At 70.9% G+C, this 15,041-nt stretch carries 15 protein-coding genes; 1 reads left to right on the forward strand and 14 read right to left on the reverse strand.

What is annotated here, in order from left to right; translation table 11 throughout:
• Positions 1–3: 3 nt before the first annotated feature.
• From ispG to ABD784_RS06275, 7 genes are all read right to left on the reverse strand, one after another.
• Complete coding sequence (gene ispG / locus ABD784_RS06245) at positions 4–1,155, reverse strand: flavodoxin-dependent (E)-4-hydroxy-3-methylbut-2-enyl-diphosphate synthase (protein ID WP_344881604.1); 1,152 nt, start codon at positions 1,153–1,155, stop codon at positions 4–6.
• A 174-nt stretch (positions 1,156–1,329) separates the two neighbouring features.
• The gene (locus ABD784_RS06250; RefSeq protein ID WP_344881607.1) at positions 1,330–1,629 is read right to left on the reverse strand and encodes a YciI family protein; all 300 of its coding nucleotides are present in this window, start codon (positions 1,627–1,629) and stop codon (positions 1,330–1,332) included.
• A gap of 28 nt (positions 1,630–1,657) precedes the next feature.
• A complete protein-coding gene (locus ABD784_RS06255; protein WP_344881610.1) occupies positions 1,658–2,683 on the reverse strand; it encodes a LacI family DNA-binding transcriptional regulator in 1,026 nt (341 codons plus the stop codon).
• Between the two features lie 26 nt (positions 2,684–2,709).
• On the reverse strand, positions 2,710–4,179 hold the full coding sequence (locus ABD784_RS06260) for a GH1 family beta-glucosidase (protein WP_344881613.1): 1,470 nt from the start codon (positions 4,177–4,179) through the stop codon (positions 2,710–2,712).
• 28 nt (positions 4,180–4,207) lie between these two features.
• On the reverse strand, positions 4,208–5,185 hold the full coding sequence (locus ABD784_RS06265) for a carbohydrate ABC transporter permease (RefSeq protein ID WP_344881616.1): 978 nt from the start codon (positions 5,183–5,185) through the stop codon (positions 4,208–4,210).
• Positions 5,182–6,198 carry a carbohydrate ABC transporter permease gene (locus tag ABD784_RS06270; RefSeq protein WP_344881619.1) on the reverse strand — a complete coding sequence of 339 codons (1,017 nt, stop codon included), beginning with the start codon at positions 6,196–6,198 and terminating at the stop codon, positions 5,182–5,184. The genes ABD784_RS06265 and ABD784_RS06270 overlap by 4 nt, the downstream gene beginning before the upstream one ends.
• 74 nt (positions 6,199–6,272) lie before the next feature.
• Positions 6,273–7,544 (reverse strand): ABC transporter substrate-binding protein, encoded by a 1,272-nt coding sequence (locus ABD784_RS06275; RefSeq protein ID WP_344881622.1) that lies wholly within the window; start codon positions 7,542–7,544, stop codon positions 6,273–6,275.
• 159 nt (positions 7,545–7,703) lie between these two features.
• Here ABD784_RS06275 and ABD784_RS06280 point away from each other — a divergent pair, with 159 nt between their 5' ends.
• Complete coding sequence (locus ABD784_RS06280; protein ID WP_344881625.1) at positions 7,704–8,690, forward strand: Gfo/Idh/MocA family protein; 987 nt, start codon at positions 7,704–7,706, stop codon at positions 8,688–8,690.
• A gap of 31 nt (positions 8,691–8,721) precedes the next feature.
• Here ABD784_RS06280 and ABD784_RS06285 read toward each other — a convergent pair whose 3' ends face one another.
• The 7 genes from ABD784_RS06285 to ABD784_RS06315 form a co-directional block, all read right to left on the reverse strand.
• Entirely contained in the window at positions 8,722–10,173 is a 1,452-nt protein-coding gene (locus tag ABD784_RS06285) for a M50 family metallopeptidase (RefSeq protein WP_344881628.1), read from the reverse strand.
• Positions 10,170–11,435 carry a 1-deoxy-D-xylulose-5-phosphate reductoisomerase gene (gene dxr, locus ABD784_RS06290; RefSeq protein ID WP_344881631.1) on the reverse strand — a complete coding sequence of 422 codons (1,266 nt, stop codon included), beginning with the start codon at positions 11,433–11,435 and terminating at the stop codon, positions 10,170–10,172. The genes ABD784_RS06285 and dxr overlap by 4 nt, the downstream gene beginning before the upstream one ends.
• 79 nt (positions 11,436–11,514) lie before the next feature.
• Positions 11,515–11,937 (reverse strand): organic hydroperoxide resistance protein, encoded by a 423-nt coding sequence (locus tag ABD784_RS06295; protein ID WP_344881634.1) that lies wholly within the window; start codon positions 11,935–11,937, stop codon positions 11,515–11,517.
• A gap of 104 nt (positions 11,938–12,041) precedes the next feature.
• Positions 12,042–12,476, reverse strand: coding sequence for a hypothetical protein (locus ABD784_RS06300; protein ID WP_344881636.1), 435 nt, complete (start codon positions 12,474–12,476; stop codon positions 12,042–12,044).
• Positions 12,473–13,345, reverse strand: coding sequence for an HpcH/HpaI aldolase/citrate lyase family protein (locus ABD784_RS06305; RefSeq protein WP_344881639.1), 873 nt, complete (start codon positions 13,343–13,345; stop codon positions 12,473–12,475). Before ABD784_RS06305 ends, ABD784_RS06300 begins: the two co-directional genes overlap by 4 nt.
• A complete protein-coding gene (locus tag ABD784_RS06310; RefSeq protein WP_344881642.1) occupies positions 13,342–13,833 on the reverse strand; it encodes a MaoC family dehydratase in 492 nt (163 codons plus the stop codon). The genes ABD784_RS06305 and ABD784_RS06310 overlap by 4 nt, the downstream gene beginning before the upstream one ends.
• Positions 13,834–13,841: 8 nt before the next feature.
• The gene (locus ABD784_RS06315; RefSeq protein ID WP_344881645.1) at positions 13,842–15,005 is read right to left on the reverse strand and encodes an acyl-CoA dehydrogenase family protein; all 1,164 of its coding nucleotides are present in this window, start codon (positions 15,003–15,005) and stop codon (positions 13,842–13,844) included.
• Between the last annotated feature and the right edge of the window lie 36 nt (positions 15,006–15,041).

A 15,041-nucleotide genomic window follows, 5' to 3' on the forward strand; every position in this document is an offset into this window, starting at 1 on the left:
GCGCTAGGAGACGCTGATGGAAGGGGAGCCGCCCTCAACCGGTTCCATCTCCTCGGCGATGCGCATGGCTTCCTCGATCAGGGTCTCGACGATCTCGCTCTCCGGGACGGTCTTGATGACCTCGCCCTTGACGAAGATCTGGCCCTTGCCGTTGCCCGAGGCCACACCCAGGTCGGCGTCGCGGGCCTCGCCCGGGCCGTTGACGACGCAGCCCATGACGGCCACGCGCAGCGGGACCTCCATGCCCTCCAGTCCGGCCGTGACCTCGTCGGCCAGCGTGTAGACGTCCACCTGCGCCCGACCGCAGGACGGGCAGGAGACGATCTCCAGCTTGCGCGGGCGCAGGTTCAGGGCCTCGAGGATCTGGCTGCCGACCTTGACCTCCTCGACCGGCGGGGCCGAGAGGGAGACGCGGATGGTGTCCCCGATGCCCTGGGACAGGAGCGCCCCGAACGCGGTGGCGGACTTGATGGTGCCCTGGAAGGCGGGACCGGCCTCCGTCACGCCCAGGTGCAGCGGCCAGTCGCCGGCCTCGGCGAGGAGCTCGTAGGCCCGGACCATGACCACGGGGTCGTTGTGCTTGACGGAGATCTTGAAGTCGCGGAAGCCGTGCTCCTCGAACAGCGACGCTTCCCAGATGGCGGACTCGACGAGGGCCTCCGGGGTGGCCTTGCCGTACTTCTGCAGCAGGCGGGGGTCCAGCGATCCGGCGTTGACGCCGATGCGGATGGAGGTCCCGTGGTCCTTGGCGGCCGCGGCGATCTCCTTGACCTGGTCGTCGAACTTCCGGATGTTGCCCGGGTTCACGCGCACCGCGCCGCACCCGGCCTCGATGGCGGCGAAGACGTACTTCGGCTGGAAGTGGATGTCGGCGATCACCGGGATCTGGGACTTGCGCGCGATGATCGGCAGCGCCTCGGCGTCCTTGTCCGTGGGGCAGGCCACGCGCACGATGTCGCAGCCGGCGGCCGTGAGCTCGGCGATCTGCTGGAGCGTGGAGTTGATGTCGTGCGTCTTGGTGGTCGTCATCGACTGCACGCTGATCGGGGAGTCCGATCCGATGCCGACCTTGCCCACGTTGAACTGACGGGTCCTGCGCCGCGGCGAGAGCACGGGCGGCGGGGCGGACGGCATGCCGAGGGAGACGGCGGTCACGGATCCTCCAAGATGAAGTCGGTCGAGCGGGCGGACGACGCGGTCGCGCCGGTCCGCTGCATCCATCGTACGCCGCCGGGCGCGCCCGGGTCCGGCCCCTGTGACCGCCGCAACCGGAGGTTCAGCTCACGGCGGACGGAGCCGGCCCGGAGCGCCGGACGCCGGGCGACGGCGTCAGGACGCGTAGGCGGAGAGTTCCCCGGTGACGGGGTTCCACTCGGTCACCTTGGCGTTGGCCACCAGCCCCTGGGCCACGAAGGGGTCCTGCTTCAGGACGTCGTGCACGGCCTCCTCACCGGCCGCGGCGAAGATCAGCAGGGCGCCCGACCCGTCCCCGTAGGGGCCGGAGGCCACGAGTTTCACGGCCTGCGGATCCTGCAGGCCCGCCAGCAGCTCGCGGTGCTGGGCGCGGTGTTCGGCGCGGGCCTCCTCGGTGTCCGGGGCGTACACGTATTCGACGGCAAACAGACTCATGCGCCACAGTGTACTTTCCCGAGCTGACCTAGGCCGTCTCCCGCGGGACGAGCTCGCAGTCGAGGATGGTCGCGTGCTGCGGCTCCGCGCCGGCCAGCCGGGCGAGCAGGACCTCGGTGATGGCCTCGCCCTGGCGCCGCGAGGGCTGGCGGACCGTCGTCAGATAGGGGCGTTCGGCGACGGCGACGGGCGAGTCGTCGAAGCCGATCACGGCGATGTCCTCCGGCACGCGGACCCCGACCGAGGCGAGGGCGCGGACCGCGCCGCGAGCCATGAGGTCGCTGGCGGCGAAGATCGCGTCCGGGCGCGCACCGGGGTGCTCCTGCAGCAGGTGCAGGGCGGCCGCGGCGCCGCCCTCGGCGGTGAAGCCGCCGGACTCGACGGCGAACGGCTCCAGCCCGGCGTCGGCGAGCTCGGACCGGAAGCCGAGCAGCCGGTCCTCGCCGGCCGGCATCGTGCCCGGGCCGGCGATCGTGGCGATCCGCCGGTGCCCGGCATCGATCAGGTGCCGGGTGGCGAGCCGGCCGCCGGCGACGTTGTCGACGTCGACGTAGTAGTACGCGTCCCTGGGCACGGCCGGACGGCCGCCGAAGACCAGGGGCACCGCCTCGGCGATCCGGTTCACGAACGTGTCCGCCGTGTGGTGGGAGACCACGATCGCCCCGTCGACGTTGCCGCCCGTCAGGTACCGGGTGGTCTTCGAGCCCGGGTCGTTCGAGGCGATGAAGAGATTCAGGACGTAGTCCGAGTCGGTGATGGCGGCGTTGATCCCGGCGACGATCGCGGCGAAGAACGGGTCCCCGAAGAACCGGTTGGTGTCCTCGGGGACCACGAGCGCGATCGCGTGCGTCTGACGCGAGGCCAGGGAACGGGCGGCCCGGTTGGGCACGTAGTCGAGCTCCTCGATGGCGGCCCGGACGGCCGCGAGCGCCGCGGGGCTGACCCGGCTGCCGCCGTTGACCACCCGGGACACGGTGGAGCGGGACACTCCGGCGCGCTCGGCCACCTGCTCCACCGTCGCCGCGCTGGGCCTGGTGCCCCGCCCTGCTGTCATCGTGCTCCTAGCGTCCGGCGGCAGGCTCAGATCGCCCGCTCAGAGATGATGTGACGATACTCGAGGCCGCTGTCCTTGACCAAGCGTTCCTGCGTCGCGTAGTCGACGTAGACGATGCCGAAACGCTTCTCGTAGCCCCAGGCCCACTCGTAGTTGTCCAGCAGGGACCAGTAGAAGTACCCGCGCACGTCCACACCGGCCTCGCGGGCCTCCAGCACGGCATTCAGGTGCGCGCGCACGAACTCGACGCGCTCGGCGTCATGCACTCGGCTCGCGCCGTCCTCCTCGACCCGCTCGTCGTCGTACGCGGCGCCGTTCTCCGTCACGTAGAGCACGACCCCGGCCGGCGCGGAGTACTCGCCGCTCACTCGCTGCAGGAGTCGCGTCAGGCCCTCGGGCTGCACCTCCCAGTGCATGCCCGTGCGGCTCAGACCGCGGTCGTGCCAGTGGATGCCCTCGTGGGAGGGGAACGGGCTCGAGGTGGGACGGTCCGTGGACGCGTCACCGCCGGGCGGGGCCTCCTCGGGGGCCTCGGCGCCGACCAGTTCGCCGTGGTAGTAGTTCACCCCCAGCGCGTCGATCCGCGTCGAGATGGTGGCGAGGTCGCCGTCCTGCGTGGCCTCCTCCAGCGCGTCCACCGCGCGGGGATCGACCCGGCGCAGGTCCTCGAGGACGTCCTGCGGGTAGGCGCCGCGGAAGATCGGGTCCAGGAACCAGCGGTTGAACTGCCCGTCGATGCGGCGGGCCGCGTCGAGGTCGGCCTCGTTCCCGGAGTCCACTGGGTCGGCCACCGTGAGGTTCAGCGTGATGCCGAGGTCCAGCCCCTCGTCGCGGCTGCGTAGCTCGTCGACCACGGTGCCGTGCCCGAGCATCAGGTGGTGCGCGGCGAGCAGCCCGTCGGTCACCGACTGGCGCCCGGGCGCGTGGACGCCGGCCGTGTAGGAGAGGAAGGAGGAGCACCACGGCTCGTTGAGCGTGGTCCAGACCTTGACCCGGTCCCCCAGCGCGTCGTGCATCGTCAACGCGTACTCGGTGAAGCGCTCGACGACGTCCCGGTTGGTCCAGCCCCCGGCCTCCTCCAGTGCCTGCGGCATGTCCCAGTGGTGCAGGGTCAGCCACGGCAGGATGTCGGCGTCGAGGAGCTCGTCGACGAGGCGGTGGTAGAAGTCCACACCCGCCCGGTTCACGGCGCCCCCGTCCGGGCGCACGCGGGACCACGACGTGGAGAACCGGTAGGTCTGCAGGCCGAGGTCCTTCATGAGGGCCACGTCCTCCCGGTACCGGTGGTAGTGGTCGCAGGCGACGTCGCCGTTGTCGGCGTTGATGACGGCGCCCGGCGTGCGGGCGAAGTGGTCCCAGATGGAGGCCGTGCGGCCGTCCTCGAACGCGGCCCCCTCGATCTGGTACGCGGCGGTGGCCGCGCCGAACAGGAAGTCCTGCGGGAACGGCCGGGTCGCGAGGTGGCCGGCCGGCGAGGCGGTGCGGGAGATGGACATGGATGGGTGGTCCTTTCGGTAGGAGGGGCTAGCCCTTGACGGCGCCCGCCATGATGCCGCTCACTAGCTGTCTACCGGCGAAGGCGAACAACAGCAAGAGCGGAACCGTGGCGAGCAGGACGCCCGTGAGCACGATCGAGTAGTCGACGAAGTAGTTGGACTGGAGCAGGGACAGCGCCACCGGGAGGGTCGGGTTCTGGCGGTCCAGCACGATGAACGGCCAGAAGAAGTTGTTCCATGCGGTCACGAACGTGAAGAGGAACAGCATGGCCGCGGCCGGGCGTGCCGCCGTGACGCCCACCGTCCAGAAGGTGCGGAACATGGAGGCGCCGTCCACGCGGGCGGCCTCGATCAGCTCGTCGGGAACGGCCTGGCGCAGGTACTGGGTCATCCAGAAGACGCCGAATGCGTTGACGAGGACCGGGACGATGATCGCGCCGATCCGGCCCGTCCAGCCGATCTCCGAGAACAGGAGGTAGAGCGGCACCACCCCCAGCTGCTGCGGGACGGCCATGGTGGCGACCACGAACGTCAGGAGCGGGCCCCGCCCCCTGAACCTCAGCTTGGCGAAGGCCCAACCGGCCAGCGTGGAGAACACCACCACGGACACGGCGATGATCGTGGAGCTGTACAGGCTGTTCCAGAGGGCCTGCCAGAAGTTCACGGCCGGGTCGCCGACCACGGCGGCGGCGTTGTCGAGGAAGTTGGTCCCGGGGATCCACGAGCGGTCCGGGTCGCGCAGGGTCTGCGCATCGCCGGAGCCGATGAGGAAGGACCAGTAGAAGGGGAACAGCGCGCCGGCGAGGACCACGCCGAGCCCGGCGTAGGTCCAGGGGCCCGGTCGGACGCCCTTCACCCTGCGCGATGCTCTGCGAGATGCCCTGCGCGATGCCGCCGGCCCCGCGGGACCGCTCGGCGCGCTCGGCCGGTGCGGTGAATCCGGTGCGCCGGCACCCTGGGTGCCGGCGGGCACCGCGGCGCGCGGCGTCGTCGTACTCTGGCTCATGGGGTGCGCTCCTTGTTCCGCTGCCCGCGCGCGGGCTTGCCGTGGGGGTTCCGACTGCCCTCGTCCGCGACCATCACGCGGGTGATCAGCAGGTTGAGGAGGCCGATCGCCAGGATGATGATGAACAGGATCCAGGCCATCGCGGAGGCCCGGCCGAAGTTCCACTCGCCCCAGCCGATGTTGTAGAGGTACAGCGTGATGGTCAGCCACTGCCCGGCGGATCCGCCGAGGCCGTACTGGTCGAAGACGCGCGGCTCGTCGAAGACCTGCAGGCCGCCGATCGTGGACGTGATGACCACGAAGATCAGGGTCGGCTTCAGGCTCGGCAGGGTGATCGCGAAGAACTGGCGGACCGGGCCGGCGCCGTCCACCGTGGCCGCCTCGTAGTAGTCGCGCGGGACGGCCTGCATCGCGGCGAGCAGGATGAGCGCGTTGTAGCCGGTCCAGCGGTAGTTGACCATGGTCGCGATCGCGACGTGGGCCCAGAACGGCTCGACGTGCCAGCCGATGGACTCGAGGCCGAGGGTGTTCAGTATCTCGTTGACCAGGCCGAACCGGTCGGCGAAGAGGTTGTTGAAGATGAGTCCGACGGCGATCGGCGCCACCACGTACGGCAGCAGGACGGACATGCGCCAGAACGTCCTGGCACGGATGTTGCGGTCCAGCAGCGCGGCGATGAACAGCGCGAAGATCAGCTGCGGGACCGAGGAGAGCACGAAGATGGAGAAAGTGTTCCCCAGCGCGGTCCAGAACTTCGCCTGGGTGAGGATCCAGGCGTACTGCTCGAAGCCCACGAACGTTCCCTCGCCGCGGACCATGTCCCACTCCATGAAGGAGATGACCGCCGTGTAGACGATCGGGAAGAGCCCGACGGCCCCGAAGAGCAGGAAGAACGGCGAGATGTAGAGGTAGGGGGAGAGTCTCAGGTCCCAGCGGCTCAGTCGCTGGGAGAAGGAGAGGACGCGCACCGGCTTCTCCCCCTCGGTGCGGGCGCGCGATTCGGTGGTGGTCACGTGGAGGGTCCTTCGCTCGACGGGCGCGACGGCGGGGCCCGGGTCGGATGCCCCGCCGCCGGCTACGGGTGGGGCTAGAAGCTCTGCGCCTCTGCGACCCAGGTGTTCCAGCTGGTCTCTGGATCCTCGATGCCGTCGAAGACGCGGGTGATGGCGTTCTGCAGCGCGTCGTGGAACTGGAAGTACTTCGGCCCCTTGTGCGGCGTGATGGTGATGGCCTCGGAGCGCTCGATGCCGATCTCACCGGTGGGGGCACCGTTGAAGTACTCGTTGGTGGAGTCGACGAGGGTCGGGTCCTCGTACGCCTCGGCCTGGCTCGGAAACGTGCCAGCGTTCTGGAAGGCCTTCAGCTGGGTCTGCGGGCTGGTCAGCCAGTCGGCGAGCTTCTGGGCCTCCTCGACGTTGGGGCCGTTCTCGGGGATCACCAGGTAGGAGCCGCCCCAGTTGGAGCCGCCGCCGGGGAAGGCGTTGGCGACGTCCCACCCCTCGACCTCCGGGGCCTCCCCCGCGATGATGCCGTGCATCCAGCCCGGGCAGAGCATGGCGGCGAATTCGCCGTTGGCCATGGAGGCGTACCAGTCCTCCGACCACTGGCCGGCGTAGGCCGAGATCGGCACGGCCCGCTCCACCACGGTGTCGTAGGCCTCGCGGACCACCGGGTTCTCGGTGGCGAGGACGGTGCCGTCCGTGTCCTCGTAGGTCTTCTCCTGCTGGTTCATGATGCCCTGGAACACGGAGTTGGCGGAGTCCACGAACGGCTTGCCGGTGGCCTCGGTGTACTGGGCGCCGACCTCGAAGAACGCGTCCCAGGTGGGGAACAGGGTGGCGACCTCCGCGCGGTCCGAGGGCAGACCGGCCGCCTCGAAGAGGTCCCCGCGGAAGCAGATGGCCTGCGGCCCGATGTCCGTGCCGTAGCCGACGAGGTTGCCCTCCGCGTCGGTGGCGGCCCCCTCCTTCCAGTCGAGCCACCGGCCCTCCAGCTCCGCCGGGACCGGGGCGAGCATGTCCGAGTACTGCATCATCTCGGCGAACCAGTCGACCTCCACCGCCTCGATGTCGCTCAGCCCCGTCTTGCCGAGCTTCTGGAAGAAGTTGGTGCGCGCGTCGTTGGACGTGGCCGCCTGGTTGTGGACGATCTCCACGCCGTTGGCCTCCTCGTACTCCGCGAGCAGCTCGTCGGTGTACCCGAAGTCGTTGAACGTCGAGATGGACAGGGTGACGGGCCCGCCGTCGTCCCCCTCGGCGATGTCGCCGCCGCCGCAGGCGGAGAGTGCCAGCGCGCCGACGGCGCCCAGGGCGGTCAGCGCGGCGAGACGCCGGCCGGTACGCGTGGTGTTCCGGATCATGGGATTCACTCCTTGTGAAGGATTGCTGCGATGAGGGGCGGACCCGCTGACGACCAAAGTGGGAGCGCTCTCACCAGACGATGACGACGACAATATGGGAGCGCTCCCATCGTGTCAACCGTCACATTCCGCCGACGGTTTCGGTGGTAGGTTCGGGCCATGCAGAAGCTCCGTTGGGGAATCCTCGCCACCGGCCTGATCGCCCGGCTGTTCACCCGCGACGCGCAGCTCGCGGGACTGGACGTCGCCGCGGTCGGCTCCCGTTCGCCCGCATCGGCACAGGCCTTCGCCGCCGAGCTCGGCCTGGAGCACGCCTACGGCTCCTACGAGGAGCTGGCCTCGAGCGATGCCGTGGACATCGTCTACATCGGCACGCCGCACACCGCGCACTACGCGACGGCGGCCCTGGCCCTGGAGCGCGGCAAGCACGTGCTGCTGGAGAAGCCCTTCACGGTCAACGCCGAGGAGGCCGCCGGCCTGCGCGACCTGGCGCGGTCGAGGGGCCTGCTGCTCATGGAGGCCATGTGGAGCCGCTATCTCCCGCACATGGCCCGCGTCCGCGAGATCGTCGGCGCCGGCGGGATCGGCGAGGTGCGGGCCGTGTTCGCGGACCACACCCAGTCGATCTCGACCGACCCGGCGCACCGGCTCAACGCCCTCGAGCTCGGCGGCGGATCCCTGCTGGACCTCGGGGTCTACCCCGTCTCCTTCGCGTGGGACCTCCTGGGCGAGCCGACGTCGGTCAAGGCGTCGGCGCGGCTCTCGGAGACCGGGGCGGACGCCGAGGTCGCCACGATTCTGACCCACGGCGGCGGCGCGATCTCGACGTCGCTGTCCTCCTCGCGTGCCGCGGGTCCGAACCATGCCCACGTCATCGGCACGGCCGGCCGCATCGAGATCGACGCGGTCTGGTACAACGCCACCGGGTTCACCCACTGCGGCGCGGACGGCTCGGTGATCGAGCGCTACGCGTCGGAGGTGCCCGGACGCGGCATGCAGTACCAGGCGCTCGCGGCGGAGCGGCTCGTGGCGGAGGGACGCCTCGAGGGCGATGTGCTGACGCTCGACGAGTCCGTGGCGATCATGGGAACCCTCGACGAGGTCCGCCGGCAGATCGGGGTGGTCTACCCGGGCGAGCGCCGCTGACCCGGGTCCCGCCGAGGCGGGGCGGTGGCCGCTAGAACAGCTGGACCGGTTTGACGATGTCCGCGTAGATCAGCAGGACGCCCATGACCAGCAGCAGCCCGGCGACCACGTACGTCACCGGGAGCAGCCTGGCGATGTCCACCGGGCCCGGGTCGCGCCGCCGGAACAGCTTGGCGAAGCCGCGGCGGATCGCCTCCCACAGCGCGCCCGCCACGTGGCCGCCGTCGAGGGGCAGCAGCGGGATCAGATTGAACACGAAGAGCGCGATGTTCAGGCTCGCCACGAGCCCCACCAGCGTGGAGGCCCGGTCCCGCAGCGGGATCTCCTCCATCGCCGAGACCTCGCCGGCGATGCGGCCGACCCCGACCACGGAGATCGGCCCGTTCACGTCGCGCGGCGCGTCCGTGAACGCCGCGCGCGCCACGGCCGCCATGCGGGCGGGGAGGTCCAGGACGACGTCGGCGACGGCCCGGACGTTCTCCCCCACCTTCTCGGGGACCTCGGAGACGGGGAGGGTCATGTGGCGGGTCTCGGACCCCATGCCGACGAAGCCGACCTCGACGGTCTGAACCGCGCCCGTGGCGTCGGTGACGGGGCGGCCGATCGCATCCAGCTCCGGGCGCGCCGTCAGCAGCGGCGTGATCGTGGCGGTGTGCTCGGCCCCGTCGCGGATATAGACGACCTCGACGGTCTCCCCGGCCGTGGAGCGGATCAGGTCGGTCAGCCGCTGCCACTCCCAGGCGGCGAGGCGCACGCCGTCGTACTCGACGACGCGGTCGCCGGGGCGCAGGCCCGCTGCAGAGGCCGGGGCCAGCGGGTCCTCCGGCCGGCAGGAGTCCTCGCCGGCGGCGGCCCGCTCGGCCTGCTCGGCGGAGCTGAGGACGCACTCGTTGACCGTCGAGACACTGGTGGTGTTCTGGTAGGTGCCCACGCCGCTGACCAGCACGGCGAGCAGGACGAACCCGATGACCAGGTTCATGACCGGCCCGCCGAGCATGATGATGATCCGCTTGTAGACGGGCAGCTTGTAGAAGAGCCGGTCCTCGTCGCCGGGCTGGAGCTCCTCCGCCGAGGCCTGGCGCGCGTCGTCGGCCAGCTGCTGGAAGATCCCGGTGCTGGATCGCCGGGTGGTCGGCGTCCGCCCGGAGTCGACGCCGGTGGCCGGGGCTCCGGCGACCGCGTCGTCCGGTGCGGTGCCGCCGAGGTCGCCGAAGTCCGTGCGCCCGAGGTCGCCCTTGCCCCGCGCCGGCGGGAACATGCCGATCATCGAGACGTAGCCGCCCAGCGGGATCGCCTTGACGCCGTACTCGGTCTCGCCGCGGCGGGTGGACCAGAGCGTGGGGCCGAACCCGATCATGTACTTCGGCGTGCGCACCCCGAAGAGCTTGGCCGGGACCAGATGCCCGATCTCGTGCAGGGCGATGGAGGCGCCGACGCCGATGAGGACGATCAGGACGCCGACGATGAAGAGCAGAACAGTCACAGGAGTCCCCAACGCTCGTGGGCGCGGTTTCGTGCCCAGTCCTCGGCGGCCAGGACCGACGCGACGGTGAGCTCGTCGCCGACGGTCGCGCCGGCGTCGTACGCCTCGACGATCTCGGCGACCGTGTCGACGATCTGCAGGAAGCCGATGCGGCCCGCGTGGAACGCCTCGACGGCCTCCTCGTTCGCCGCGTTGTAGACGGCCATGTGGGTGGCGGAGGCGGCGGCCGCCCTCTTGGCCAGCTCGATCGCACCGAACGTGGAGTGGTCGAGGGGCTCGAACGTCCACTCGGCGGCACGGGAGAAGTCGCAGGCCGCAGCCGCGCCGGGGACGCGCCGCGGCCAGGCGAGCCCCAGCGCGATCGGCAGGCGCATGTCCGGCGGCGAGGCCTGCGCGATGACCGAGCCGTCGACGAACTCCACCATGGAGTGCACGATCGACTGCGGGTGCACGACCGGCTCGATGCGCTCGAGTGGGATGTCGAAGAGCAGGTGCGCCTCGATGACCTCGAGCGCCTTGTTGACCAGCGTCGCGGAGTTGGTGGTGACCACGCGGCCCATGTCCCAGGTGGGGTGGGCCAGGGCCTGGGCGGGCGTGACGTCGGCGAGCTCGGCCCGGGTCCGGCCTCGGAACGGCCCGCCGGAGGCGGTGACGATCAGCCGGGAGACCTCGTCCGGGTCCCCGGAGCGGAGGGCCTGCGCGAGGGCGGAGTGCTCGGAGTCGACGGGCACGATCTGTCCGGGGGCCGCGGCGTCCTTGACCAGTGCGCCGCCGACGATCAGCGATTCCTTGTTCGCCAGGGCGAGCACGTGGCCGGCCCGGAGGGCGGCGAGCGTGGGGGCCAGGCCGATCGAGCCGGTGATGCCGTTGAGGACGACGTCGGCGCTCGCCCAGCCCGCGACGGTCGCGGCGGCATCGGGTCCGGTGAGCAGCTCGGGCCGGTAGTCCGGTGTCCCCGCCGCCTCGGCGGCCGCGGCCACCGCGGCGGCGAGGGCCTCCGGCGAGGCCCCGGCGGCGCCCACGGCCTCGGCCCGGTGCTCCACGGCCTGCCGTGCCAGCAGGTCCACGTTCGAGCCGCCGGCGAGCGCGGCGACGGTGAACCGCGGCCCGCCATCGGAGTCCCGGGCGCCGGCGATCACGTCGAGCCCCTGCGTGCCGATGGAGCCGGTGGAGCCGATGAGGGCGACCCGGCGGGGCCCGTCCCGGGACGGGTCGGGGAACGGCTGCGGGGCGGGGTTCTGCGGTGAGCTCACCCGCCTCATTGTTCCAGACGCCGACGCACCACCGGCCCGGTCGCGGCCCCCGGGAGAGACGCGGCCGGGCCGGTGCGAGCGCGGGGGGCTAGTCGTCCGAGACGCGGATGTCGACCTCGATGTTCCCGCGGGTGGCGCGGGAGTAGGGGCAGACCTGGTGGGCCTTGTCGGCGAGGTCCTGGGCGACGTCGCGCTCCACGCCCGGCAGCACGACCTCGAGGACCACGGCCAGCTGGAGGTTGCCCTCGTCGTCCTTGCCGAGCGTGACCTTCCCGCCGACGCTGGAGTCGTGGATCTCCACCTTTTCCTTCTTGGCCACGAGCTGGAGGGCGCCGTGGAAGCAGGCGGAGTATCCGGCGGCGAAGAGCTGCTCCGGGTTGGCGCCGTCGCCGCTGCCGCCCATCGACTCGGGGGCCGCGAGGTCGAACTCGAGACGGCCGTCCTTGGTGGCGACGTGGCCGTCGCGTCCGGCTCCGGTGGACAGTGCCTCGGTGGTGTAGAGCTCGTTCACAATGTTCCCCTCTCGGTCGGGATGCTGACACCAGCCAGCCAACCACCGTCGTGGCGGCTTGTGAAGCATCCGCACCGACTCTCCACGCAGCTCTCAGACTTCGTTCAGACGCGACTTCCGGACGCGGCACCCGAGCGGGCGTCGCGCGTCGGCGCCGCCTCGTCCCGCGTTCGGCCGCCGACGATCAGCGCCGCCAGATAGCCGAGCGCCAGTCCAGAGCCCATGAGCAGCTGGGATTCGAGGCCGGCCGACCAGTACTGGAGCCGACCCATCACGAGCCAGACGACGGCGACTGCCGCCGCACCGACGACCAGCCCCACCACGCCGGCCCAGCGGCTGGGCCGGCCCCAGACGTAGACCAGGAGCAGACCGAGTGCCAGGACGAGGCCCGGAACGGCCTCCAGCAAGAAGATCTCCGAGAATCCCGCGTCGCTCCGGAGGGCCCTGAACCGCAGGTCGTCGGACCACGCCTTGTAGAGAAAGGGGAAGACCCCGAGGGCGAGGACTGCACCGACTGCCGCTCCGACTACTGACTTCATGCCTCAGTGTCTCCCGCGGGAGAAGCAGTGGCAACGGGCTCGCCGCGTGCCGCCAGGAGCCGGGCCTTCTTCAGGACCACCTCGTCGACCATCAGCCCCTGGTAGCGGAACGCGCCCGTCTGTCGCTCGGCCTCGTCCAGGACTCCCCTCGCCCAGGCGATCTGGTCCGCGGTCGGCCGGTAGCCGGCGCGGATCACCTCGGCCTGGGCCGGGTGGAGACAGGCCGTGGCGGAGAAGCCCTGCGCGACGGCGTCGCCCACCTCTGCCGCGAGCCCCACGGTGTCCTGGAGGTCCAGGTACACCGAGTCGATCGCGGCCTTGCCGTGCGCCCCGGCGGCGAGCCGGACCTGCGCCCGGGCCTGCGCCGGAACGGAACGGTAGGCGCCCAGCCCGGTCGCGGCGTCGTGCCGGCTGGCCGTCCCGCCGAGGGATGCGATGAGGTCCTCCGCGCCCCACATGAGCGCGACGACGTTCGGCTCGGCCGCGATGGCCGGCGCGTTCACGACGCCGAGCGCCGTCTCGCAGAGGGCGATCACGCGGTAGTCGGCGAGCGCCCGCACCTGCTCGGGTCCCTCGGACTTGGCGAGCATGACGTAGCGGTAGTCCGTCTCGGCCAGGCAGGCCAGGTCGAGGGCGAAGTCCTCCGTGCCGGCGGGGTTCACCCGGACGACGGTGCGGGCTGGATCCTGTGGGTTCGCCAGCAGCGCCCAGCGGGCGTCGGCCCGGTCCCCCGGCAGGACCGCGTCCTCCAGGTCGAGGATGACGGCGTCGGCGCGCGCGGCCGCCTTCGGGTAGCGCTCGGGCCGGTCCGCCGGGCAGAAGAGGATGGCCGGGCCGAGGTCGAACCGGTCCTCGTGCCGGCCCGTCACGATCCCGCCCCGTGCTGCTCGTGCGCCTCCCGGGTCCACATGAGGCAGGTGCGGGTCGCCTCGGCGACGACGACGCCGTCCTGGTTGCGTCCGGTGTGCTTCATGGTCACCACTCCCTGCCCCGGCCGGGACGACGACGGCCGGGCCTCGACGATCTCCGTCTCCGCGTACAGCGTGTCGCCGTGGAAGACGGGGCGCGGGAAGCGGATGTCCGTCAGGCCCAGCTGGCCGATGATGGTCCCCTGCGTCAGCTGCGCCACCGAGAGTCCCACCAGCGTGGACAGGGTCAGCATCGAGTTCACGAGCGGCTGCCCGAACGGCTGGGTGCGGCTCCAGGCGGCGTCGAGATGGAGGGACTGCGTGTTCATGGTCAACGTCGTGAAGAGGACGTTGTCCGCCTCGGTCAGGGTCCGGCCGGGCCGGTGCTCGTAGACGGCGCCGGGTGTCAGCTCGTCGAAGTACAGGCCCCGCTGCACGATCCGTCCCATGCGTCCTCCTACAGTCCCAGTTCGCGCGCGATGAGCATCAGCTGCACCTCGGTAGTGCCTTCGCCGACCTCGAGGATCTTCGAGTCGCGGTAGTGCCGCGAGACCCTGAACTCGTTCATGAAACCGTAGCCGCCGAACACCTGGGTGGCGTCGCGGGCGTTGTCCATCGCTGCCTCGCCGGCGACCATCTTGGCGATCGCCGCCTCCGACTTGAAGGGCTTGCCGGCCAGCATCTTGGAGGCCGCCTTGTAGTAGGCCAGCCGTGCGGTGTGGGCACGGGCCTGCATGCGGGCGATCTTGAACTGGATGGCCTGGTAGGAGCCGATGTTCCTCCCGAACTGGTGGCGCTCCTTGGCGTAGCGCACGGACTCCTCGACGCAGCCCTGCGCGGCGCCGGTCGCCAGCGCGGCGATGGCCACCCGCCCCTCGTCCAGGATGGAGAGGAAGTTGGCGTAGCCGCGGCCGCGGACGCCGAGGAGGTTCCCCTCCGGGACGCGGACGTCCTTGAGGGTCAGCGGGTGCGTGTCCGAGGCGTTCCAGCCGACCTTGCTGTAGGCGGGCTCGGCCGTGAATCCGGGGGTTCCCGCGGGGACGACGATCGTGGAGATCTCCTTCTTGACGCTCCCGTCCTCGCGCTCGCTGGTGCCCGTCACGGCGGTCACCGTCACGTGCTGCGTGATGTCGGTCCCGGAGTTGGTGATGAACTCCTTGGTGCCGTTGATGACCCATTCGCCGTCGACCAGCTCGGCCTTGGTCCGGGTGCCGCCAGCATCGGACCCCGCCTCGGACTCCGTCAGGCCGAATCCGGCGAGCTTCTCGCCGGCGGCCAGCGCCGGGAGCCACTTCTCCTTCTGCTCGTCGGTGCCGAACCGGTAGACCGGCATCGCCCCGAGCGAGACGCCGGCCTCCAGGGTGATCGCGACGGACTGGTCCACGCGGGCGATCTCCTCCAGCGCGAGGGCGAGCGCGAAGTAGTCCCCGCCCATGCCCCCGTACTCCTCGGGGAAGGGCAGGCCGAAGAGGCCCATCTCCCCCATCTGGGAGACGATCTCGTACGGGAAGCTGTGCTCCTCGTCGTGCCGTGCGGAGACGGGCGCGATCACCTCGTCGGCGAAAGCGCGGACGGTGTCCACGAGGTCCTGGTACTCATCCTCGAGTTCGAAGTTCGGCATGTGGGGCTCCTTCGCCACTGGTGGGTGTCTCGACGT

This window comes from Zhihengliuella alba, from assembly GCF_039538765.1.
GTDB lineage: Bacteria > Actinomycetota > Actinomycetes > Actinomycetales > Micrococcaceae > Zhihengliuella > Zhihengliuella alba.